Below are 24,136 nucleotides of genomic sequence, written 5' to 3'. Positions count from 1 at the left end.
TCCGGTCTCCTGGTCAGCGGGGCATCCACACGCGGACGAGCGAGAGGAGCTTCTCGACGTCCAGGGGCTTCGCGACGTAGTCGTTCGCGCCGGCGGCCAGGCATTGCTCCTGATCGTCCTTCATCGCCTTCGCGGTCAGCATGATGATCGGCAGCTTCCGCCACTCCGGGCGCTTGCGAAGCTCGGCGACGGCGGTCAGGCCGTCCATCTCGGGCATCATGACGTCCATCAAGACCAGGTCGATCCGGTCGCCGGCCGCCCCCAGCGAGTTCTCCATCGCCTCGATCGCCTCGAGGCCGTTCCTCGCGATCTGCACGATCGCCCCCCGGGGTTCCAGGACGCTCGTCAGGGCGAAGACGTTGCGGACGTCGTCCTCGACGATCAGGATCCGGCGGTCTTCCAGGGCGGCGTCGCGGCTGCGCGCCTTCTCGAGCATCCGCTGATGCTCCGGCGGCAGCTCCGAGACCACCTGGTGCAGGAACAGCGTGACCTCGTCCAGGAGCCGTTCGGGGGACTTCGCCCCCTTGATGATGATCGACTTCGAGTAGCGGCGGAGCTTCTGCTCCTCCTCGGAGGAGAGGTCTCGGCCGGTGTAGACGATGGCCGGCGGGAAGGAGTAGGCGTCCTCCCGGCTCAGGGTCTCCAGGAGCGAGAAGCCGGAGGCGTCCGGCAGCGAGAGGTCGAGCACCATGCAGTCGAAGGTCTCCGACCGGAGCTGCTCCAGGCATGCGGCGGCCGACATCGCGCCCACGGTCTCCACGTCGTGCGAGCTCAGGAGCCGACGCAGGCTGTCGAGCTGGACCGGATCGTCCTCCACCAGCAAGACCCGTCGGAGTCGGCGGGAGAGCCGCGTCTCGAGCTGGCCGAGGGCGTGGGCCAACTCATCTCGCTTCACCGGCTTGAACATGTAGCCGACCGCGCCCAGCGCGAGCGCCGTCTGGGCGTAGTCTCCCGCCGAGACGACGTGGACGGGGATGTGCCGGGTCCGGGCGTCGTGCTTGAGCCGGTCCAGGACCGAGAGGCCCGACTGGTCGGGAAGTCCGACGTCGAGCACCACGGCGCTCGGCACGTACTGCACGGCTACCGCAAGCGCCTCCTCCGCCGTGGTCGCGATCAGGCACTGGAATTTCAGCTCGTGCGCGAGGTCCGCCAGGATTCGCGCGAACGGCTCGTCGTCCTCGACCACGAGGATGACGCGGGCGTTCCCCGTGAGCCGCTCCCGATCGTCGTCGATTCTCCGGGGGCGGGGGGGGGGGGCGGAGCCCGGCGTCGAGTCGTCCAGGAACCTCCGGGGGAGGGAATCCCAGTTCGATCGCGAGTCGGTTGCGGAGTCGGCGAAAGCCCGGTGGGCGACGGGCGACGGACCTGGGGCGGGCCGGGAGGCGACCATCCCGGCGTCGTAGGCCGCGGGTAGGCTGACCGTGAACGTGCTCCCCCGGCCCGGCTCGCTTGCCAGCCCGAGTTCGCCCGCGAGCAGCCTCACCAGTTCTCGCGAGATAGAGAGCCCCAGCCCGGTCCCGCCGTATTTCCGGTTGGTGGTCCCGTCCGCCTGGCGGAACGCCTCGAAGATCACCTCTTGCTGGGCGGGAGAGATGCCGATCCCCGTATCGACGACTGAGAATTCCACGCGGCCGTCGGCGGCGGGGGAGACCCCGAGCGTCACCTCGCCGCGCTCGGTGAACTTCATCGCATTCGCCAACAAGTTCTTCAACACCTGTTCGAGGCGCTGGCGATCCGTCTCGATCGCGGCGGGGCAGCCGTCGGCGATCCGGGTCGAAAACCGCAGGCCCCGCTGGGCCGCGATGGGCTCGAACGTGCGGGCGAGGCCCTGGACCATCTCGGCGATCGGCATCCTCTCCGCCTGGACGTCCATCCGGCCCGCCTCGATCTTGGACAGGTCGAGGATGTCGTTGATCAGCTTCAGGAGATCGTTGCCGGCCGACTGGATCGTCTGGGCGTATTTGATCTGCTCGTCGGTCAGGTTTCCCTGGAGATTGTCGGCGAGGAGCTTGGAGAGGATGAGCGACGAGTTCAGCGGCGTGCGCAGCTCGTGCGACATGTTCGCCAGGAAATCCGACTTGTACCGGCTGGCCTGCTCCAGCTCGCGGGCGCGGAGCCGGAGGTCGGCCTGGGTCCGGGAGAGGTCGTTTCGCTGGCCTTCGAGGAGCTGGGTCTGCTCCTCGAGCTGGGTGTTGGTCTGTTCCAGCTCCGTCTGCTGCAATTCAAGGCGGGCCTGAGACTCCTTGAGCGAACGGCTCTGTTCCTCGAGCTCTTCGTTGGAGACCCGGAGTTCCTCGCCCTGGGCTTGAAGCTCTTCGGACTGCCGCTGGGTCTCTTCCAGCAGGTTCTGGAGATGCGCGCGATAGCGGGCCGAGCGGATGGCGACGCCCACGGACTCCGACACCCGGTCCAGGAACTCGGACGCCGAGGCGTCGATCGGTCGGAAGAAGCCAAGCTCGATCACGCCGTTCACCACGCCGTCCGCGGAGGTGGGAGTGATGACCAGGCCCCGCGGCGTGCCGCGTCCCAACCCCGAGCCGACCGTGATGTACCCGTCGGGCACGTCCTCGATCAGGAACGTCCGGCGATCCTTGACCGCCTGGCCGAGCAAGCCGTCCCCCCACTTGAATGTCGCGGGCGAACCCCCTTCCGCGGAGACGCCATAGGTCGCGAGGCGATGGAAGTCAGCCCCTTCGCCGGTATAGGCGACCCCGGCCTGGGCGTCGAGATACTCCGCGAGGAATCGAAGCAGGCTCTCGCCGAGCTGCTCGATCCGTTGATCCCCTCGCATCGCCACGCTGAGCCGGGTCTGGCCGACCTGGAGCCAGTCGTGATGCCTCACCCGCCGCTTGTTGCGGATGAAATGGTAGCCGACGACGGCCTTGATCCATAGCGTGACGACCCCGAAGCTGCGGTTGATCCGAACCACGTCGCGGGAGACGACCCCCAGGTCGGACGCGAAGTAGGCGATGATCATCAGCAGCGTCGCGACCGCGGCCGCGATGACGGGGACCGAAGGACGCCAGACCCAGAGCGTGAACGCCACGGGGACGAGATAAAGGACCCAAACCGACACGCCCAACGGTGACGCCAGGTCCAGCAGGAAGATGATCGTCATCGCCAGGACGATGGCCGCGTACAGCCAGGGCGAGTCGTCCGGGTCGAGCCGGATCACGTGCTTCGGACTCTCGCCGGGTCTTGCAGCCGAACCGGGGATCTCGCCCTCATCCCCCGAGCTTCTCTCCTCGATACCCACGCTCAACTCCGTACCATGGCCGAGGAGATTCCTCCCTCGTGCGGACCTGTTCTCGCCGGGCTTGGATCGAGGAGTATAGTCGGCCCGAGGCTGGCGCGGCAACCGCGGCCACGATCCGGAGGACGAGCGGGGATCTCGGTTCGGTGGTCTTGAGGCGGTCTTGGGTGGGAAGGCTCGGTCGTGGTCGGGCTCGAATCAGGCGAGGACGGGGACGACCGCCCGCTGCAACCCTCCGGTGACATGGACGGCGTTCTCGGCGTCGATGAACACGTTGACTTCGCTCCGAATCCCGAACTCCTCGAAGTAGACGCCGGGTTCGATGGAGAAGCAGGTCCGAGGGAGGACCAGTCGCTCGTCGTGGGTCTCCAGGTTGTCCATGTTGGCACCGTTGCCGTGCACCTCCTGGCCGATGTTGTGCCCGGTGCGGTGGATGAACCGCTCCTCGTATCCGGCCCGCCGGATCACGTCGCGCGCGGCGTCGTCGACCTCGAAGCCGTGGAGCGGTCGGCCGGATTGGAACGCCTCGCGGACCCGGTCGATCGCGGCGTCCCTCGAGGCAGCCACGATCTTGAAGACTTCCTCATACCTGGAGGGGACGGACGGCCCGACGTACCCCACGCGGGTCAGATCGCTGTAGACGGAACGCGGCTTCTTGAGCTTGCCCCAGAGGTCGATGAGGACGAAATCCCCCGACCGGATCGCCGCGTCTCCGCCGGCGGACGGCTCGTAATGGGGATCGCCGCTGTGGGTTCCCACGGAGACGTTCGGGGGGCTGTAAGTCGTCAGCCCTTGCCGCTCGAAGTGGTCGAGGATGGCGGCTTGCACCTCCGTCTCGCGGACCTCGCCCCCGCCTCGCGTGCGGTCGGCGATCAATCGCCAGGCCAGGTCGAAGGCGGCCGTCGTGACTTTCTCGGCCTCCAGGTGCATCCGCCACTGATCGTCGTCCCAAACGGCTTCGAAAACCTGGATCAGATCCCCGGACGACGCGACCTCGACGCCCAACTTGCGCACGTATTCCAGCGTTCCGCCGTCCACCTTGGATACATAAGGGTTGGAAATTTCCGGAGCATATTCCATCGCCACGCGACGACCGGCGCTGAGAAGGTTCCGCAGACCCTCCTCGAGACCATTCCACGAGCGGTAGATGATCTTCTCGCCCGGCAAGTGATCGAGGGCCTTGCTCTCGATCGCGTGGACCAGTTTCCGTGGCTCGCCGGACGCCGGAATGAAGTAGAAGAATCGCCTCGAACCGGGAGGGACGGACTCCAGGTCCAGGATGCGTCTCGCGGGGAGATTGTTCCCCCGGAAATCATAGAGCAACCATCCATCCGCCCCGAAATCCTGAAGTCGCTTCTGAATCGCAGGCAGGTCGAACATGGTGCGCGCTCCCAGGGGCGAACGACGGATTCGGCTCGCGGGAATCCAAACCCCGGCCGGTCGACGATCAGAGCCGCCAGGGTACTCGGGCCTGTCCTCGGCGGCCAGAGGAGAGGCCGCCTGGGGGAGATTCTCGCGATTTCGTTCGCCCACACAGACCTTGCGGCTCCGCGAGCGTGATCAGGCCCCGCTGCGGGAGCGTCGTCGGCCCCGAGGGATGGCCGCGAGGTAGAGGAGCGGAGGGAAGAGAAGCAGCGTGAGCGAGGAGGGTTCCGGCACCACGGTCGTCGGGAAACCCTGACGGAGCGTCCAGGCGCTCGGCGAGAAGGTCGAGGCGTCGCCGAAGGCGACGTCGCGAGCGAAGGCTTCACTCAGCGCGTCCAGATCGACGGCTTGCTGAGCCAGATCCCTGAGCGTGACGGCGGTCGCCCCGAGATTGTAGGAGAATCCCCAGACGAAACTCGTGATCGCGAAGATATCCCGGTCGTCGCTCGAATTGGCCGTATCGAACGGGGCGAGAGGGTTGGAAGGCCCCTCCACGGCCACGAGGGTCAAATTCCAGACCCCGCTGAACGACTCCACGAGTCGCGCAGGATTGTCCTGGAACGGGAGAGTCCCCGAGATCGGGTCGTAACGGTTGACGTAGAAAGGCGATCCGTCCCCGACCGTCTTACCGTCGGCGAGCCGCGTTCGATCGATGTAGGTGACATCCGGCTTCTGCCAGGAATCGGAGACCTGATAGGCTGGGTCCGTGGAAGTGACGGTCTGAATCCAACGATACTCGTATCCCGCAGGCAGTCCCAGTGCGCCGCCGGGGGTGAAGACGCCCTGGATGGCCGCCCCGCGAACCAGCCCCGAGGGGGTGTCGGTCGCTTCTCCGTGATAGACGTTGACGGCGAATTGTCCCAGGCTCTTCCCGTCGATGGCGACGTCGAAGACCGAATCGCCCTTTGCCGAGCCCAGCCCCATAGCCAAGATCACCAGAGGAAGCGCGAGCAGGCAGGAAACCCGCGAGGGCGTGGCGGTCGTCATGGATTTTGGTCCTGGAGAACCGATCGGAGGAAGCTTCGAAGGCCTGGTCCCGGGAGCAGGATCGCAGCGGGAGGTGGGTCGATCGTTGCGGCGATGCGGGAACAGGGGCCGGTTGGTTGCGACGAGGGCGTCGACCGATCAGGGAACGGCCTGGCTGGACGCCGAAACGACCGCAGGGGCCTCGGCGAGTCGACTGATCCTACCAAAAAATCGGGCGCCCGATTACGAGAATCGGACGCCCTCTGTTACCTAGGAGCGATCACCGTTCACCGCGATGGCGGGTCACTTGGTGAAGCGCTTCCGGAGGCCGAACAGGCCGGCCGAGGCCAGGCCGATGCCGGCCAGGGCGACCGAGGAGGGCTCGGGGACGACCGGGGTCGGCGGGGCGTTCAGGACGGCCGCGAAGCCGTAGACGCCGTTGTTGAACGTCAGGGTGATGTTCAAGCTGGCGCGGCCGGGATCGCCGGTGACGCCGCCGGCCGGGGTGTAGAGGCCTTCGACGTAGAGGTTCAGGAAGTCGGCCGACTGGGTCACGATGTTGCCCAGATCGGCGACGAACGTGCCGTAGGTGCCGTTCATGCTGAAGTTGAAGCCGGCGGCGGCGGCGGCGATGTCGAGGGTCGCGCCGTCGTTGTCGACAACCGTGCCGGCGGTGATGACGGTGAAGTCGTTCGACCCGTCATCCGTGGCCTGAAGCTTCGGGATGGTGATCACGGCCGTCGGCGAATTCAGGTCGCTGCCGGTGGAGGTGACCTTCCCGAGAACGCCGATCGCCAGCTGACCATTGACGTCAGCGGCCTGGACGGAGGACGTGGCCAGGGCGAGGACGACGCCCGCCAACAGAATGCGATGCAGCTTGATCACTCAGTGTCTCCTTTGCTCTTCTCTTAGGTGACGGTCGGAAACGAGAACGAATCGACCTGCTATTCCGAACAAGCAACGTAACCTAACGAATCTGGACGCCGCGAGTCAAGGGACACAACCTCATTCTCTGGGGACTATTGCAGCCCCGAAGCTTTCCGTTGTTCTCGCGAAACATCGAGGGAGTCGGACCATCGTTCCGCCATCCATGTGCCGATCCGGGAAACGACACGACGGAACTCCTGCATTTCCAGGTGATTACGACGCCGGATGGGCGGTTGGCGGCCAGGCCGGCTCGTCCAGCAAATCTCAGGCCGGCTCCCCGCCTTCCCCGCGGATCGCGGCCCCGCCGGTCGGATCCAGTCCGCGACGCTCGCCCTGTGGATGCACGGTGCCATCACGTCCAGGTTGATCTCTTGAGTGTCTTGCAGCGGAACAAAAGCGTTTGCAACTAGGCACAAACGCAAGTTTATAAAAGCACGAAGCCGTTCCTGGACGGGTGCCGAGGATTGAGGCCGGCGAGGGAGGACAGGAAGTCCCCCCCATCGTGAAGTGGAATGAGGTGGGGCTGCCAAAGGGTGGGAAGGAAAACTACCGGGGTCGGGATTCGAACCCGAGACCTGCGGATTATGAGACCGCCGCTCTGACCAACTGAGCTACCCCGGCGTCGAGGGTGAGTGGGCGGGGAAGCTTGTCCCCCGGGCTCACCTCGGCCATAATCACCCTACCAGACGATCGGGACGGATTCAAGAGCGTCTAGCATGAGATGGACGCTCGAATCGATCCTCCCCGTCGTCACCGGCGCAGTCGTCTCTCTCTTCGTCCTGGATTCGGTCATTCGGAAAGCTCAGGCCATGCCTCCCCAGTACATTTACAGCATCGAGAAATTGTCCAAAGCTCATGGGAAGAAAGAGGTTCTGAAGAACATCTGGCTTTCCTTCTATCCTGGGGCCAAGATCGGCGTCATCGGCGGGAACGGCTCGGGGAAGAGCACGCTGCTGCGCATCATGGCGGGGCTGGACAAGGATTTCGTGGGGACGGCTCGTCCCGCGTCGGGCATTTCGATCGGCTACCTGCCCCAGGAGCCCGTGCTCGACGCCCGCTATGATGTGAAGGGGAACGTCGAACTCGCGGTGAAGCCGGTCCGCGACCTCCTCAATCGGTTCGACCAGATCAATGCCAGGCTGGGCGAGGGGCCGGACGCCGACGAGATGGATGCGCTTCTCGCCGAGCAGGCCGACGTGCAGGACGCCATCGAGGCGGCCGAGGGTTGGGATCTCGATCGGAAGCTCGAGATCGCGATGGAGGCGATGCGACTGCCGGCGGGCGACGCCGACGTCTCGACCCTCTCCGGCGGCGAGCGCCGACGAGTTGCGCTCTGCAAGATCCTGCTCGAGCGGCACGACATCCTGCTCCTCGACGAGCCGACGAACCACCTGGACGCCGAGAGCGTGGCCTGGCTCGAACGCCATCTCCAGGAGCACTCCGGCACCGTCATCCTCGTCACCCACGACCGCTACTTCCTCGACAACGTGGTGAAGTGGATCCTCGAACTCGATCGCGGCCAGGGGATTCCCTGGGAAGGCAACTACACCTCCTGGCTCGAGCAGAAGCAGAACCGCCTCGCACTGGAGGAGAAGCAGGAGAGCACCCGACGCAAGCAGCTCTCGCGCGAGCTTGAATGGGTGCGGATGTCGCCCCGGGCGCGAGTCGCCAAGAACCGAGCTCGGCTGCAGCGCTATGAGCAGCTCGCCGCCCAGGATTACGAGAAGCGCGACGAAGCCGTCGTCATCCAGATTCCCCCGGGGCCGCACCTGGGCTCGCTCGTCGTGGAGGCGGAAGGGATCTCCAAGGGGTTTGGCGATCGGCTGCTGTTCGAGGAAATGAATTTCCGACTGCCGCCGGGCGGGATCATCGGGGTCGTCGGCCCCAACGGCGCCGGCAAGACGACGCTGTTCCGCATGATCGTCGGCCAGGAAGCCCCTGACAAGGGAGTGCTCAAGGTCGGGGATTCGGTCGTGCCGTCGTACGTCGACCAGAACCGGGATTCGCTCAACCCGGAGAACACGATCTTCCAGGAGATCACCGGCGGGCTGGATCAGGTGACGCTGGGCCGGCGGAAAATGCCCGCGCGGGCGTACGTGGCGGCCTTCAACTTCAAGGGGCCGGACCAGGAGAAGCTCGTCGGCAAGCTCTCCGGGGGAGAGCGGAACCGCGTCCATCTCGCGAAGCTGCTCAAGAGCGGCGGCAATCTTCTGCTCCTCGACGAACCGACCAACGACCTCGACGTCGACATGCTCCGCGCCCTGGAGGAGGCCTTGCTGGACTTCGGCGGCTGCGCCGTGGTCATCAGCCACGATCGCTGGTTCCTCGACCGGGTGGCCACGCACATCCTCGCCTTCGAGGGGGACAGCCGGGTCGTCTGGTGCGACGGCAACTTCGAGACCTACGAGACCCAGCGTCACGAGCGCCTCGGGACCGAGGCCGACCAGCCGCACCGGATCAAGTACCGGTCCCTGACCCGCTGAGGCGGCGGCGAGCCTCGCTCGAATTCTAAAAGAGGGATCATGCGATTACGTCTTCGCATGATCCCTCTTTTTCGTCAGCCCGCCTCGCGCGTCGCGACGGCCAGATGGTCGACGCAGACGACGAGGGCGTCGGGATCGTCGACGAGGCGTCGGGGCGATTCCGGCGCGACCAGTTCGGCGAACTCCTCACGGCGAGCCGGATCGAGGAAGGGGGAGACGCGGTCCCGGAGATCGGTCAGGTATTCGTCCAGGAAGCGACGCGTGGGGCGGTCGAAGGGGGCCTGGCGGTTGAACGCGAAGCTCCGGAACTCGCAGCCCGGCAGCCCCGCTTCCCGAAAGACCCGGGGGAGATCGCGGGCGATGTAGAACCGGGCGGGATGGTCCGACCGCTCCTGGAACGCCCGCAGTTCCGCCGCCCGAAGGGCGAGTTCGATCTCCACGGGCCAGGAGAGCGTCACATGATGAAGTTCATCGCTCTCGAAGACGACGACGCGACCTCCAGGACGGGCGAGAGCGGCCATGCGGCGCACGGCCCCGGCCGGATCGGGGAGGCTGTACAGGCTCTGGGCGCACCAGACGAGATCGGCGCGGCCTTCGATCAGCGGCGAATGCTCCACGTCGAGTCGCACGAAGCGAACCCTGTCGAGCAGCGACGCCGAGCGGAGCGCCGCCTCCGCCCAGTGCAGGAACGCGGCCGAGAGGTCGACGCCCAGGACTTCCCCGTCGTCGCCGACGCGCTCGGCGAGCCAACGCGTGTAGCTGCCGTCGCCGCACGCAAGGTCCACGACCCGCGAGCCAGGCGCGAGAGGCACTCCTCGGACCACCCGCCGAAGCTCCGGTTCGAAGGCTTCGTGGTAGGCGGCCATCATCCGAGCGTAGGTGGGCAGTTCATCGGTCGGATCCGCACGCTGGTCTGCCACGCGATTCCTCCTCGTCAAAAATCGCGAACCACCCGGGAGCCGCGCGCCCGGGCGCTCCGCCGATCCGGGGGGGCCGGACTTTCACAAGAGGTTGATGCAATGTGGATGTCGACATGAAATTGATTCGACGATTCGCTCAAGCAAGAAGAATGCCGGAGTTCTTGGTTCGCCCTCAATTCCTCATCGGTCTCGCGACCTGGATTTTCGGCTCCATCCAGCCCTCGACGGCATCCGGTTTGCGACTTGGTTTCGGCGTCGGAGCGAGGGCGAGACCTTGGTGAAGCCGAGGCCCGCCCGGGCGATCCCCGATCGCTCGTCTTCGCTGAATCACCAATTCGCGATACCACGAGGCTAGAGGGAGAACTGACGATGACGACCCGCAAAGATCCTGAGAAGTCGATCGACGTCCCGCCGACCGGCAGCCGGAACCCCGACCCGATCACCGACGCCCCGGGCTCCCACCCGGTCGAGACCGGCATCGGCGCGGCCATCGGCGGCATCGCCAGCGGCGCGGCGATCGGCTCGGTCGCCGGGCCGATCGGTACGGCCGTCGGCGCGGCCCTCGGGGCGGTGGCCGGCGGTCTAGCCGGCAAGGGGATGGGCGAGTTGATCGACCCCACCACCGAGGACAACTGGCTCCGCGAATCCTTCCCCAGCCGCCCTTACGCCAAGGGGCAGACCTACGAGGCTTACGAGCCGGCCTACAAGTACGCCGGCGAGTGTGAGACGAAGCACGCGGGCAAGGCCTACAGCGAAGTCGAATCCGACCTTCAGAAGGGTTGGGACAAGACCAAGCACGCCACCCAGCTGTCCTGGGACAAGGCCAAGGGGGCGGTGAAGGACGTCTTTGACTATCGTTCGGCCAACCGCTACGCCGGCGACGCCTACGACCAGTATGAGGGGCGGCCGTTCACCGAGGTCGAGCACGACCTCAAGGCGGGGTGGGGCAAGACGAAGCACGCCGCCAACCTGACCTGGGACCGGGCCCGGGACACCGTGCGCGACGCCTACGACCGCACGATCCAGCTTCGCGAGGAGCGGCTGAAGGTCTCCAAGCATCCCGTCGAGACCGGCGACGTCTCGGTTCGCAAGGAGGTCGTGACGGAGAACAAGACCGTCACCGTCCCCGTCGAGCGCGAAGAGATCGTCATCGAACGCCATCCCGTCTCGGGCCGCGCCACCGCCGGAGGGATGGGCTCCGCCGGCGCCGGGACCGAAGAGGTCCGCATCCCGGTCAAGCGGGAGGAGATCGAGATCGGCAAGGAGACCGTCGTAACCGACGAGGTCTCGGTGGGCAAGCGGAAGGTCCAGGGGACCGAGAAGGCCTCGGGCACCGTCCGCAAGGAGGAACTCAAGGTCGAGAAGCACGGCGACGTCGACATTGACGACAAGGGCGGAAAGCCCGGCCGACGTTGACACGTCGTCGTCGGCGTCCCGCCGAAGTGACATCCAGATGAAACGAACCGGCCCCGTCGAGGACCCATCGCCACTGGCGAGGGGCCTTCGGCGGGGCCGCTGGCATTTTCGAACGCGAGGACCTTGGCCTTCGCGGCTCGGAGGGCGACGAGACAAAAAAACCGCGCGAGCCGGAAGCGGCTTGCGCGGTAGGGGCGGCCGATTCCCACTTCAAGCGGCCGGGCAGTTGTCGCATCGCCCACAGACGTCTCGCGACTCCTCGTCCCCGAAGTAGTCGAGGAGGGAAGCCCAGCGACACGACCGCAGCCTGGCGTAATCGACGACGCGCTGCTGATTCATGCGATCCACCTCGTCTTTCTCCTCGTAGTGTCGAGCCAACCGCATGAGGTCGTCCAGATCGAGGTCGTCGCGGATCAGGAGGAACTTGCCGGCGAGGTCTTCCTTGATGATCCCTTGATTGCGAAAGAAGTTCAGCGACGTCTTCAGCTTGGTTCGGGGCAGGGGGGAGACGGTCGTCAGTTGCTCGAACGTGGGAGGCTCGCCGCCGAACCGCTTGAGGGCGTGGTGGGCGTTGACCAGGTCTTCGCCCGAGGGATATCGCCCAGCCTGGAAGAACGTATGCAGCTTCCAATCGTCGGCGTGGTGCAAGAGCACGCAGCGTGCGTCCAGGCCGTCGCGGCCCGCCCGCCCGAACTCCTGATAGAATGCTTCGAGCGTCGAAGGGGGATGGGCGTGGATGACGTACCGGACGTCCGGCTTGTCGATCCCCATGCCGAAGGCGTTCGTCGCGACCATGATCGGAACGTCGCCGCTCATGAATCGGTCCTGGCTTTCCTCGCGATCCGCCTTCTTCATCCGGCCGTGATACGTCGCGACGGAAAGCCCCGCGCCGCCGAGCCGCTCCGCGATCTCCTTGACGCTCTTGACGGTCGCCGCGTAGATGATTCCCGAGCCTGACTCCTGTTCGAGGAGGACCTTGATCCGCTCGAACTTGTCGTCGTCGCCGTCGGTCTCAAAGGAGAGGAGGTGGAGGTTCGGGCGGTGGAACCCGGTGTGGACGACCTCGGCGTCCGGGATGTGCAATTGCTTCAGCACGTCGTCGACGACGTCGGCCGTGGCGGTCGCGGTGAGTGCGAGCACCGTCGGCCGTCCCAGATCCTCGATGACCGACCCCAGTGCGAGGTACTCGGGCCGGAAGTCGTGCCCCCACTGGCTCACGCAATGGGCCTCGTCGACCACGAACAGGTCGATCGCGCACTTCCGCAGCAGGGAACGGAACTCGGGCGAAGCGAGCTGCTCCGGGGTCGTATAAAGGAATCCCTGGAAGTCGCGCCCGAGGCGGGCCTCGGCGTCGGCGCGCTCGGCGGCCGTCATGGTGCTGTTCACGGCGATCGCCTCGAAACCGCGGGCCCGCAGGGCTTCGGTCTGATCCTTCATGAGTGCGATCAGCGGACTGACGACGATCGTCGCGCCTGGCATCTCCAGGGCGGGGAGCTGGAAGCAGAGACTCTTGCCCGACCCCGTGGGCATGACCACCAGCGTGTCACGCCCTTCCAACGCGGCCTGGACCACGCGCTCCTGACCGGGCCGAAACTTGCGGAAGCCGAACAGCGATCTCAGACGACGCTTGAGGTCGCCACGTTCCACGCCCCGCGTCGCAACGTCGATAACTTCGGTCATATGACCTCCCGTGGCTCGACCGGGCGGAACGAGATCGGCCCGGGGCGCCACATCCTGGATGAAGCGGATTGATGGAACTGGCAGGTGATCATCGGATGGAAATCGCAAAGGCCGTACCGCCATCCGAAAGCCATGCGACGATCCCCGAGCGATCCCCGCCTACCTCGAAACAACAGGTCCTTGCCCTCAGGCCGCGACGAACCCGCTAGCGTTCTCCCCCGAGTTGCATCGACGCCCGAACGCCCTGATGACGAGGAGGCCCGCCGCTTCCCATCGACGGGGAATCGAATTGCTCCAGACTCCGGCGAGGCCGCCGGTCGAGTGAGTTCATGGCCGATGAAACCCCGGAAACGAGGCCGTCCGATGGGGCGATCGACGAATTTTTATGGTTTCCCGGGCCGTGAGGAGGAGTTCCAGGGAAATCGGCCTCGTTGGTATTGAGATTGCAATAACCCTGTCCCTCGTAGGCGGTCACGGAACTCTAACCTCGACCCCGGCACTGAACGGGAGGCTGCCTGCTCCGAGGTTCGGCATGAGTTTCGTAGCACCACATTCAGGGACGCCCGAAGAGAAAACCAGGAGATACGAAATGCGTAAAGGGAATCCGACCATCTTGGCCATGATGCTCGTCGCCGCCGCAACCATCGGCGTCGCCAGGGGCGATGGTGATAAGTCCGACGGCCCGATCGACAGCCTGGGCGACGTCCAGGACACCGCGAAGATGTTGTTCAAGATGACCGACGTCAACAACGACGGCCAGATCTCCCAGCAGGAAGCCGTAGACGCCGGCAACCTGCTGGTCGGCGGCTTCTTCTTCCGCGCCGACGCCAACGGCGACGGCAAGGTCACGAAGGAAGAGGCGGATCAGGCACGTGAAAGCCTGTTCAATCAGCGACCCATCCTCCGGTTCGTGTTCCAGCGGGCCGAGCAGGAGACCGCCGCGCAGGGGACGAAGCCCGAGATCGACCAGGCGAAGCAGAACATCATGGCCGTGGTCGACACCAACCGCGACGCGGCCATCGACGCGTCGGAACTGCGCCAGGGCGTCCAGAGCGCCGTCCAGGCTCTGTTCCTCGCCGGTGATCGCAACAGCGACGGCAACCTCGCCCCGGCCGAGATCAACGCCGCCGTCGTCGAGATGGGCCGCGCCGGCCTCCAGGCTGGTTTCCAGTCCGCCGACCTCGACAAGAACGGCGCGGTCAGCCGCGAAGAGTTCGACAAGGCGATCATCAACCCGGCCCACGTGGTCTTTCGCGTGCTGGACGCCAACAACGACAGCCAGCTCTCGCCTGAAGAGCTTCAGTCGGGCGCCCGGATCATCTTGAACGAGGTGCGGAATCTCAAGGTCCCCGAGCCGGCCAACTCCCTGCCGAAGCAGGTCGAGCGGGCCGTCCAGGGCGCCCCGGCCGCCGCTCCCGCCGCGGCCCCTGCGCAGCCCAGGTAATCCACCCCTCCAGTTCGTTCCATCGGACGATCCGAGGCTGATAACCCGAGAAGATCGGGCCGGGATCCGCGAGACGTTCCGCACGTCTCGCCGGACCCGGTCCGGGTTCGTTTCGAAGCGAGCCCCACATCGAAAGACGATCGGCGACGGCCCCCGTGAGTCGCCCGACGATGGAATTCGACGGGACGGGAGGGTAGCATGGCGCTTCGACGTCGCACCGCGTCGGCCCTCGATTCTTCCGATCCGGGAGTGAGGAGCCCAGGCCTCCGACGTCACGGAGCCTTGGTCATGAAACTGGTCATCATCGGAGGCGTCGCCGGCGGAGCCTCGGCGGCGACGAGAGCGAGGCGGCTCTCCGAAACGGCCGAGATCGTCATGCTGGAACGAGGTCCCGACGTCTCGTTCGCCAACTGCGGCCTCCCCTATTACATCGGGGGCGAGATCGAGGAACGCGAGAAACTGCTCGTCGCGAAGCCGTCCCTGCTCCGGCAGAGGTATCGCATCGACGTCCGCACCAGGACGGAAGCGATCGCCGTCGATCGCGGCCGGAAGATCGTGACGGCCCTCAACCTGGCGGACGGGTCCACCTTCGAGGAAAGCTACGACGCCTTGATCCTGGCCCCCGGCGCAGCACCCTGGAAGCCCCCGATCGCGGGCGCCGACCTACCCGGCGTCTTCACCCTCCGAAATCTGGAGGACGTGGACCGCATCAAGGCGATCGTCGATCGCGGAATCGAGCACGCGGTCGTCGTGGGAGCCGGTTACATCGGCCTCGAACTCGCCGAGAACTTCCTCAGGCGAGGCCTTCGTACTACCGTCGTCGAGTTGCAGGATCAGGTGGTCCCCGTCGTCGACTGCGAGATGGCGACCCCCATGACCGAAGCCCTCCGGTCACGCGGCGCGACGTTGCTGCTCAAGAACTCCGTCGAGGCGATCCACGCGGCGGGGGGAGGCCTCGTCCTCGACCTGAAGTCCGGCGACAGACTTGAAGCGGGTCTCGTCGTCCTGGGGGTCGGGGTGCGGCCCGAAAACCGGCTGGCCCTGGAGGCCGGGCTGGACGTCGGCCCTCGGGGCGGGATCCAGGTCGACGACCGAATGCGCACCAACGACCCGTCGATCTACGCCGTCGGCGACGCCGTCGAAACGGTGGACTTCGTCACGAGGCGGCCCGCCCAGATCCCCCTCGCCGGTCCGGCGAACCGCCAGGGGAGGATCGCCGCGGACAACGTCTTCGGCCGTGAGAGCCGATATCGGGGGACGCAAGCCACGGCGATCGTCGGCTTCTTTGACCAGACGCTGGCGTCCACCGGGCAGACCCAGAAGGCCCTGGATCGCGATGGATCTGCGTACATCAAGGTTTATGTTCACGCCAACCATCACGCGGGCTATTACCCCGGCGCGAAGCCGCTGTCGATCAAGATTCTGATGGAGCCCGGGTCGGGGAAGCTGCTGGGGGCGCAGGTGGCGGGCTCCGAAGGCGTCGACAACCGGATCAACGTGCTGGCGACGGCCATCCAGGCCGGGATGACCGTCCGCGAGCTGCAAGAGGTGGAACTCGCCTACGCGCCGCAGTTCGGCTCGGCCAAGGACCCGGTCAACATGGCCGGCTTCGTCGCGACGAACATCCTCGACGGCCGCTACCCCCAGATCCAGGTCGAGGAGCTGGACGGAGCGGCCGGCGCCGAGGCCGTCGTCATCGACGTCCGCACGCCGAAGGAGGTCGCGGCCGGCGCGATTCCCGGCGCGGTCAACGTCCCCATCGACGAGCTCCGCGAGCGTCTCGGCGAGATCCCCCGGGACCGCCCCGTGGTGGCGTACTGCCAGGTCGGCATGAGAGGCTACATGGCGACCTTGATCCTCCGGGACGCGGGCGTCGACGCCTATAATCTCGGGGGCGGTTATAAGACCTACCTGCTCCATCATCCTGCATCGAATGACCATGTTTGAAGATCACTCGGCGGGGCGAGATGCGCCGACGAGTCAGGGAGGACGTTCGTGACGGCCCTTGATCCCCAGGTCCGAGAGTTCCTCGACAAGCTGGCGACGGCGGACCTGCCGACCGTCGACCAGATGACCCCGGAGCAGGCCCGCGTCCAGATGGCGGTCTCGGCGCGGTTCCTGGGGGCCCCCCCTCGGGTGACCCGCGTCGAGGATCGGACGATCCCCGGGCCGGGGGGAGACCTCCGACTCCGCGTCGTGACCCCCGTGCATCTGGGCGAAGGCCCGGCGCCGGTCGTGGTCTTCTCGCACGGCGGCGGCTGGGTCGTCGGCGACCTCGCATCGCATGAGAACCTTTGTCGGGCGTTGGCGAACGCCTCGGGGGCGATCGTGGCCTCCGTAGGTTATCGGCTCGCTCCGGAGCACCCCTTCCCGGCCGCCGCCGAGGACGCTTACGCCGCCCTGAGCTGGTTCGGCGAGCACGCGGGCGAGGTCGGAGGCGACCCCGCCCGGCTCGCCGTCTGCGGCGACAGCGCGGGGGGAACCTCGCCGCCGTGTCGGCCCTGATGGCGCGCGACCGGGGCGGACCTCGGCCGTTGCTGCAAGTCCTCGCTTATCCGATCGTCGACTGCGACGCCGAGACCGGGAGCTATCATCGCTTCGGGACGGGCTACCTGCTGACTCGCGACGAGATGATCTGGTACATGGACCAGTATGCCCCCGCCCCGCTCGACCGGAGCAACCCCTACCTCTCCCCGCTGCGGGCGGACGACCTGTCGGGGCTGGCGCCCGCGTTGGTCGTCACGGCCGGGTACGACGTCCTCCGAGACGAGGGCGAGCGCTACGCCGAGCGGCTGAGGGCCGCGGGCGTGCCGACGACGCTCTCCCGCCGCGGAGGGATGATCCACGGATTCCTGCGCCGTTATCCGTTTTTCGATCAGGGCCGCGAGGCGGTCGACGAGATCGCCACGGCCTTGCGCCGGGCCTTCGGCCTCACGGGGCCGAGCCGAGGCGTTGACGGAGCCGGATGAACTTCTCACGGAGCCGTCCCCCGCCCAGGTCCGGGTGGAGGATCGAGGTCCCCTCGATGAGCTGGAGCGCGTCCCGCTTGCGGCCGAGCCGGTAGTACGCCAGCGCCAGCCCGTAGCGGGAGTCGAACCAGGCCGGGCTCCCGGCCTTGAGCTTCTTGATACGCAGCCGCTCCACGTCGATGGCCAGCTCGTTGGCGTCGAGGCGGAAATAAGTGTCGGCCAGGTCCCTGAGGAATCGATCGTCGGCCTTCCGGGTGGAGGGGGTCCAACCCTGGAGGGTGGCCTGCGCGGACTGGGGATCGCCCTGGAAGAGCAGGGCTCGCGCCAGCCGGAAGGTCAGCTCGTTGCGCTCGTCGTCCGTCAGCGACTCGTCCCGGAGGAGGGGCTGGATCACGAGCCTGGCGATCAGGCCCATGCGACGCTGGAGGAGGTCGGTCTCGGAGGCCCCGGCGATCAGGTCGATCTGGCGGAGTGCGTCCAGCAGCGCGGGGCGTTCCGAGGCGACGGCCCACGTCGGGTGCTGCTGCGCCTCGCGCTCGGCCTCGACGTAGCGGCCGAGCTCGGCCAGGGCGATCATCCGGGCGAGCTTCGCCTGGTAACGTCGGGCGTCGGTCAAGCTCGCCTTGGCGGCCTGTTCGGCGGCGTCGCGAGCGGTCGCGGGCTTACCGACCACGGGGACGAGGTTCAGCCTCGCCCGACAGACGAGCAACTCCGCGCGTTCCGCGTCCGGGTGTTCCCGCGCCATCGCCAGGCTCTCGTTCAGGAAGGCCGTCGCCTCGGCGTAGCGCGCTTCGAGCCCCTCGCGCTCCTCGGCGGCGACCTGGGCCTCCAGGGAGTGTCGGTAGCTCTCGCAGGCGGCGGTCCGCGCCTGGATCCAGCGCGGGGAATCGACCGGGACGGCCTTCCAGAGCTTCAACGCCTCCTCGCTCCGGCCTCGCGCCTGTAGCAGCATCCCGAGCATCCAGCGCGCTTCGTTGGAGGTCGGATCATCCGAGAATTCGTGGATGTGTCGCTCCAGGGCCCGCCCGTAGGAATCGGCGTCGACCCCCGCGACCCCGGCGGCGAGCGCCCGCCCCCTCGCCAGCGACTGGAGCAGGCTGGCTTTCGGTCGCGCGCCTCCGGCCTCGCGATCGGCGACGACCTTCTCGAGCACGGCGTCGGCCTCCGAGTAACGGCCGGCCTGGAACAGGAAGCCCCCCGCCCGCAACCGCGACGCGGCGGCCTGGTCGCGTCGACCGAGTCGGTCCGCGCTCGCGGCCGCCTTCTCCGAGGCCCCTGCGGCGGACGTGAGATCTCCGAGGATTTCGAAGCCCTCGGCGATCGCGTCCCAGAGCGGCGGGGAGGCGTCGGCGTCGAACGTCGCGCCGGCGCGGGCGATCGCCGCCAGGGCCAGCCGGAGCTCCGGGGCGTTCGCCTCCCGGAGCGGCTGAATCCGCCGCACGAGATCGTCCTCGATCGTCCGCCGCGGCGCGCGGTCGGCCGGGTCCGCCGCTTTCCACCGGGCCAGGTCGATCCGCACTTGCTGGAGGGCCTTGCCAGGCGGCGGGAGCTGAGAGGCCTCCACCCGCTTTTCAGCTTCGTCGAACAGGGACTGATCGATGAGGATGGGGACGAGCGCGTCCATAAGCTCGGCCTCGGGCGGCGGCGGGACGGCCTTCGCGGCGACCTCGATCTGAGCGGCCGCGTCCGCGAGCTTTCCGGACTGGCGGAGCAACTCGGCCTTCAGCAGCGCGTGGAAGCCGAGGAGGCTGGCCTCCGACGGAGGCTCCTTGAGGAAATCGAGGGCCTCCTCACGTCTCAGGGCGGCCGTGGGCGCCCCCGCGGCTTCCAGGGCGGCTCGATCGGTCAAGGCCCAGGCGAGCCGGAATCGGATGTTGTCGGACAGCCCGCCCGCGGCGCCGCCGACGATCCGGCGGAGGCGGGCGATGGCGTCGTCGAGGGCCGCCGATTCCTTCGCGGTCTCGCCTCCGACGTGCGTCGGAAAGAGGGCTCGCTGATCGTGCCGGGTCCGGGCCTGCGCCCATCGGTACACGGCGGCCTGGAGCCCGAACTCCCGCTTCCGGGGATGGTCGGGATTCTTGCGATCGAACTCGTCGAGCAGTTCGACGGCGGCGTCCCAGCGGCCGAGTTTCGCGTCGAGTCCCGTCGCGACCCGCGCCGAGCGATCCAGGGTCGCGGTCATCTCCAGCGCCAGTTCCTCGCGGTCCGCCAGCTCGAGGGAACGGTCCTCCAGCCGGGCCCGAATCGCCTCCAGATGGCGGCTGGTCTCGTCGGGCTCGGGCCCCTGTGCGCGGGCGCCGCCGATGACAAGGGTCAGCGCGACGGCGACGAGCGATCCCCGGACGATTCGCGATGTGTTCGACACGACGATCCCTCCCCCGCCGAGCGGCCGACCTTGGCGACTCACCATTCCCATCCCAGCGTATCCCAAAGCGTTCGCGGCGACACGACGGCTTCGAAACGGACGGGGGGGCGTCGCGACGCCCCCCCGTGAAAGACTTCCTCGGCCGGAGCCGCTTAGTGGCCGACCGCGCCGGGCTTGGAATGCGACTCGGCGTCCTCGCGGATCTCGCCGATCTGCTCCTCGCGGAAGATGAGCGCGAAGATCCCCATGCACAGCAGCGTCAGCAGAAGCGGGCCCATCCAGATGCCTCGCCAGTTGTGGACGACGGCGCCGTCCACCGTGCTCGCGAAGAAGTCCAGGACGTAGCCGGCGATCGCGCTGCCAGCGACCGTGCCGAGGCCGTAGATCACGAACACCAGGAGCGACTGGGCCGACGCCTTGATGTCCCAGCTCGCCGAACGGTCGACGAACATTTGCGCGACGATGAAGAAGAACCCGAACGCGAAGCCGTGCAGCATCAGCGTGCCGACCATCAACCAGGGGGGATAGCCCAGCGCCGAGAATCCGAACCGGATCGCCCAGGCCCCCATGCCGATCATCATCGTCTTCTTGAAGCCGAACTTGCTGACCGACCAGGGGATGAACAGGACGACCACGGCCTCGGCGATCTGCGAGATCGTCATGAAGGCGCCGACCTGCTTGGGATCGATGCCGATCGATTCGAGGAAGAAGTTCTCGCAGGCGAAGTAGAACGCCAGCATGATCCCCACGAGGCCGGCGACCACGATCAGCACGGCGAACGACCGGAACTTCATCAGTTCCAGGCACTCCAGGACGGCCGACTTCTTGTCGATGGGGTCGGTCTCCTTCGCCGGCGCCGGCGGCGTGTGCGGAAGCGTCAGGCAGTAGACGCCGTACACGACGGAGAAGAACCCGGAGACGCGCAGACAGTCCTTGTAGCTGGGCTCGCCCACGTACGGCAGCGCGAACAGGGCCTGCCAGAGCGGAACGATCGACGCCCGCCAGAACGACAGGAAGTTCTCGAACGGACCGTGCAGGTTCAGGAGGTCGAAGATCGACTGATAGAACGCCAGGCTGTTGTAGTCGAGGTAGGCGGTGAAGAAGAGGCCCGCCGCGATCCAGCCGATCGTCCCCCAGACTCGAATCGAGGGGAAGTGCTGCTGGTTGGCCTCGCCCAGGCTGCGGAACGCCAGCGAGTTGGTCAGCGCCATCGTCGGCATGTACAGGTTGCAGTAGGCCAGCATCAGCAGGAAGATCGGCCAGAAGGAGGTGGCGTAGGCGGCGGCGATCAGCAGCAGCCCGCCGACCGAATGCGCGAAGGCCATGACGCGCTCGGTCGCGAAGTAGCGGTCGGCGAGTTGGCCCATGATGAGCGGGCCGACGACCGACCCGAATCCGTACACGCTGAAGATCCAGCCGATCTCGCCGCCGGTGAGCTTCAGGTCGTTGTTCCCCAACCTCTGGGCGAGCATGGGGAGCCAGATTCCCCACACGAAGTACTGGAGGAACATCATGATCGACAGGCGCACGCGCAGGCCAAGGCTCATCGGTCTACTCCTTCGGTCGCGAACATTCTCACCGGCTGCGAGCTTTCATCGCTGTTCTGGAAAACGACTCTAGCGGCGCGAGGCTTGCGACGCCACCTAGTTCCCGCATCGGTCGAGTCCGGCCACGGCTCACGCCGAGGCTTCGAGCGTCGCGACGACGCGCGAAGCGACGGCGGAGCAGAGGTTCGCCGCGGCATGGGCGTGCCGCAGGCCCGCGCGGCCGTCGTCCGAGCCTTGCTCGACGATGCGGCGCACCGCCTCCACGAACGCGTCGTGCGTCTCGGCCACGTCGAACAGGTCCGTATAGAGCCGACACTCCGGGACCGCCGTCGAGACCAGGGGCCGCGTCGCCCCCATCCCGTCCATGATCTTGGTGGGCGAGCAGGCCCTGTTGAACGGGTGGTCGACGAGGTAGGGGATCAGGTTCACGTCGAACGTCTGGTAGTAGGCGGGCAACTCGTGCTGGCGCCGCCAGCCGAGGACGTGGACGTTCGGCAGGGCGATCGTGCGGGCGCAAGCCTTGCGCCAGGCTTCGGCCCCGGGCCCGGGCGGCCTGCCGACGACCACGATCGACGCCGTCGGGAACGCCATCGCGATCGTTTCCAAGAGCGGCCAGTCCAGCCGGTCCTCCAGCGAGCCGACGTAGCCCAGGAGCGGCCGGGGGAGCCGCGCCACGTCGTCCGGCGGCGGGCCGGGACGGTCCAGCGGCTCCCGCGTCAGGAACATGGCGGGCGTCCCATGGGCGATGTGGTGGATCCGGGACGCGGCGGCGGGGACCTCCCGACGCAGGGCCTCGGCCTGCTCGAGCGCCACGCAGACCGTCGACGCCGAACGGGAGACCAGGTCGCGCTCCAGCGCGCGAAGCTCGTCGGCGTGGTCGGGCCAGTAGAGCGTGTAGTCGTCCAGGTTGTAGTAGAGGGTCGCGTCGGGGCGGGCCAGGTCGACGAGGTGTCGATAATGCGGATAGGTGACGACGAGGCCCCGACGTCCCCCGCGGCGCGTCCAGAACCGCTCGATCGTCCGGGCGATGGGACGCATGCCGATGCGGGGGAACCGCTTCATCCAGCCGGGGGGGAGCAGCATGTCCCGCGCCCATCGCCGTTCGGCCTGGCGATGCGTGCGGCACGAAGGGGACCAGGGGCGAAGGCCCTTTCGCCAGCCGTTGCGGTAGTCGAGGCATCGGAGGGCCAGCAAGGAGACGTCGGGCTCGTCCAGCTCGCGAAAAAGGTTCTCGGTCGTGAACCAGCTGACGTCGGCGACGGCCAGCGAGAGCCGATCCGACGTCATGGGCCGACCGTCGCGAAGGTCTTGAGGACGGCCTCGGGTTCGTCCGGGATGTCCGTCTTGACCGTCATGAGCGAGTGGAAGGCCCCGGGCTGGTCCGGCGCCTTGAGCGTAAGCTTGACCTGATGGACGGCCTGCGCCCCCTTCGACTGGTCGTCGCTCTGCAATTCCGTCTTGGAGGTGGTGAGGCCCGTGATGCTGAACGGTTGCGCGGAGCGGACGAGCACGGTCTTGGTCACGCTCTCGCCCGGCTTCACCTGGCCGAAATTGATGATCGAGGGCGTCAATGCGACGGCGCTCTGGATGTTGGCGACCACCGAGATCGGGATCTTCTGCTGGTCGCTGGTCTCCAGGGTGATCTCGTCCTTGAAGTAGCCGTTGGGCGCGCTGGGCTGGAGCGTGGCCGTCAGCGTGAAGTTGATCTGGCCTCCCACGGTGCGGTCGACCTCGCGGAGTTCGGCCTTGATGTGGTCCGAGAGCGTGTTCATCTTCGTCACCTGCCAGTCCGGCTGGCCGCCGGCGTAGGCCAGCGTGAGCGCCGTGGTCTGCGGCTTGTCGGAGCGGCGGACGATCCCGAAATCGAGCTGGCCGGGATTGGTCACGATGTCGCCCCGGATGAAGCAAGAGGTGTTCAGGTCGACCTGAACGTAGGACGGGCTCTCAAAGACCAGGGTCAGGCCCGAGGGCTTGTGGCCGAGGAAACGCGTCGTGTCGACCGTCACCTCGATGGTGGTCTGGGTTCCCGGAGGGATGACCTTCGCCCCGACCTTGACGTCCGTGCAGCCGCACTTGGTGCGCCATTCCAGGATGCGGATCTCCTGGTCGGTCCGATTGACGACCGCGAAGGCGTGGCGGAGCTGCGAGCCCCGGGCGACGACGCCGAAATCATAGGCGCGCTCGGGGAGGGCCGCATCAAGCCAGTCGTAGCTCTGGGCCAGGGCCGCCGGACCCGCCGTGGCCAGCAGGGCCAGGAAGAACGCTCTGAGTCTCATCGAACACATCGCAGCGACTCCGATAATGGCTCCGCCCGGCGGGGACGACCTCGATCGAGGGGCGACCCTGGACACGTCCCCTCGGCTCGATTCCGCCCGGGCCCGTGGATCTCGGCGGGCCCTCCCCCCATTGTACCCGGGAGTCGAGTCGCGGCGGGAGTCGGCGTCCGGGCGGGCGTCGCCCCCTGTCGGGGCGGTCCAAGGGTCGTATGGGAAGCGGGTCCTCCTTGGGGAGATCGTCCATCAAGTCCCTGTTCGACGACGAAATTCCGCCCATCCTCCCCGACGAGTTCCGGATGCATGGATTCCGCGCGTCGTCCCGTGCGGAACGGTTCGAACAGCTCCCTGGTCGGAGTTCCGGGCCGATGCTACGATGGCCATCGCCGCCGACTCCACCCGGATGCGGGGTCGAACCGTCTGCGGCGCCGTCGCGGGGGGTCCAGGCCTTTCGCCGCGTGGGACGGC

General features: G+C 67.0%; 14 protein-coding genes, 1 tRNA gene and 1 pseudogene. 5 read left to right on the top strand and 11 right to left on the bottom strand.

Annotation, left to right across the window (positions count from 1 at the left end; genetic code table 11):
* Positions 1-13 precede the first annotated feature (13 nt).
* The 5 genes from VT85_RS18685 to VT85_RS18665 all read right to left on the bottom strand — a co-directional run bounded on the left by VT85_RS18685 (position 14) and on the right by VT85_RS18665 (position 7,192).
* The gene (locus VT85_RS18685) at positions 14-3,118 is read right to left on the bottom strand and encodes a response regulator (RefSeq protein ID WP_068422280.1); all 3,105 of its coding nucleotides are present in this window, start codon (positions 3,116-3,118) and stop codon (positions 14-16) included.
* Between the two features lie 333 nt (positions 3,119-3,451).
* Complete coding sequence (locus tag VT85_RS18680) at positions 3,452-4,633, bottom strand: M24 family metallopeptidase (RefSeq protein WP_068418759.1); 1,182 nt, start codon at positions 4,631-4,633, stop codon at positions 3,452-3,454.
* A 180-nt stretch (positions 4,634-4,813) separates the two neighbouring features.
* Positions 4,814-5,665, bottom strand: coding sequence for a hypothetical protein (locus VT85_RS18675; protein WP_156512950.1), 852 nt, complete (start codon positions 5,663-5,665; stop codon positions 4,814-4,816).
* 282 nt (positions 5,666-5,947) lie between these two features.
* Positions 5,948-6,529, bottom strand: a complete 582-nt coding sequence (locus tag VT85_RS28635; protein ID WP_068418753.1) for a PEP-CTERM sorting domain-containing protein — start codon at positions 6,527-6,529, stop codon at positions 5,948-5,950.
* Between the two features lie 589 nt (positions 6,530-7,118).
* Positions 7,119-7,192: transfer RNA gene (locus VT85_RS18665), tRNA-Met, on the bottom strand.
* Positions 7,193-7,380: 188 nt separating this feature from the next.
* On the opposite strand from VT85_RS18665, the gene ettA reads away from it, so the two are divergent.
* Positions 7,381-9,054 (top strand): energy-dependent translational throttle protein EttA, encoded by a 1,674-nt coding sequence (gene ettA / locus VT85_RS18660; RefSeq protein WP_068422277.1) that lies wholly within the window; start codon positions 7,381-7,383, stop codon positions 9,052-9,054.
* A 74-nt stretch (positions 9,055-9,128) separates the two neighbouring features.
* Here the strand turns inward: ettA and VT85_RS18655 are convergent, their stop codons facing one another.
* Positions 9,129-9,974: a methyltransferase domain-containing protein gene (locus tag VT85_RS18655; protein WP_156512949.1), complete on the bottom strand. Its 846-nt coding sequence runs from the start codon at positions 9,972-9,974 to the stop codon at positions 9,129-9,131.
* Positions 9,975-10,343: 369 nt separating this feature from the next.
* Here VT85_RS18655 and VT85_RS18650 point away from each other — a divergent pair, with 369 nt between their 5' ends.
* On the top strand, positions 10,344-11,390 hold the full coding sequence (locus VT85_RS18650; protein WP_068418747.1) for a YsnF/AvaK domain-containing protein: 1,047 nt from the start codon (positions 10,344-10,346) through the stop codon (positions 11,388-11,390).
* A 210-nt stretch (positions 11,391-11,600) separates the two neighbouring features.
* Here the strand turns inward: VT85_RS18650 and VT85_RS18645 are convergent, their stop codons facing one another.
* Positions 11,601-13,070, bottom strand: a complete 1,470-nt coding sequence (locus VT85_RS18645; protein ID WP_068418744.1) for a RecQ family ATP-dependent DNA helicase — start codon at positions 13,068-13,070, stop codon at positions 11,601-11,603.
* A 589-nt stretch (positions 13,071-13,659) separates the two neighbouring features.
* Here VT85_RS18645 and VT85_RS18640 point away from each other — a divergent pair.
* From VT85_RS18640 to VT85_RS30070, 3 genes and pseudogenes are all read left to right on the top strand, one after another.
* Positions 13,660-14,514, top strand: a complete 855-nt coding sequence (locus VT85_RS18640; protein ID WP_068418742.1) for an EF-hand domain-containing protein — start codon at positions 13,660-13,662, stop codon at positions 14,512-14,514.
* A 288-nt stretch (positions 14,515-14,802) separates the two neighbouring features.
* Positions 14,803-16,461 carry an FAD-dependent oxidoreductase gene (locus VT85_RS18635; RefSeq protein ID WP_068418739.1) on the top strand — a complete coding sequence of 553 codons (1,659 nt, stop codon included), beginning with the start codon at positions 14,803-14,805 and terminating at the stop codon, positions 16,459-16,461.
* Between the two features lie 123 nt (positions 16,462-16,584).
* Positions 16,585-17,483: pseudogene (locus tag VT85_RS30070) on the top strand (alpha/beta hydrolase).
* Here VT85_RS30070 and VT85_RS18625 read toward each other — a convergent pair.
* The 4 genes from VT85_RS18625 to VT85_RS18610 all read right to left on the bottom strand — a co-directional run bounded on the left by VT85_RS18625 (position 17,446) and on the right by VT85_RS18610 (position 23,671).
* Positions 17,446-19,848 carry a hypothetical protein gene (locus VT85_RS18625; RefSeq protein WP_156512948.1) on the bottom strand — a complete coding sequence of 801 codons (2,403 nt, stop codon included), beginning with the start codon at positions 19,846-19,848 and terminating at the stop codon, positions 17,446-17,448. The pseudogene VT85_RS30070 and the gene VT85_RS18625 overlap by 38 nt on opposite strands.
* A gap of 152 nt (positions 19,849-20,000) precedes the next feature.
* Positions 20,001-21,395 carry an MFS transporter gene (locus VT85_RS18620; RefSeq protein WP_068418733.1) on the bottom strand — a complete coding sequence of 465 codons (1,395 nt, stop codon included), beginning with the start codon at positions 21,393-21,395 and terminating at the stop codon, positions 20,001-20,003.
* 129 nt (positions 21,396-21,524) lie between these two features.
* Positions 21,525-22,682: a glycosyltransferase gene (locus VT85_RS18615; protein ID WP_068418730.1), complete on the bottom strand. Its 1,158-nt coding sequence runs from the start codon at positions 22,680-22,682 to the stop codon at positions 21,525-21,527.
* Entirely contained in the window at positions 22,679-23,671 is a 993-nt protein-coding gene (locus VT85_RS18610; protein WP_068418727.1) for a DUF1573 domain-containing protein, read from the bottom strand. Before VT85_RS18610 ends, VT85_RS18615 begins: the two co-directional genes overlap by 4 nt.
* Positions 23,672-24,136 lie beyond the last annotated feature (465 nt).

Source organism: Planctomyces sp. SH-PL62 (genome assembly GCF_001610895.1).
Classification (GTDB): Bacteria; Planctomycetota; Planctomycetia; order Isosphaerales; family Isosphaeraceae; genus Paludisphaera.
The sequence above is the reverse complement of the archived record's forward strand: the minus strand, read 5'-3'. Positions and strand labels throughout refer to the sequence as shown.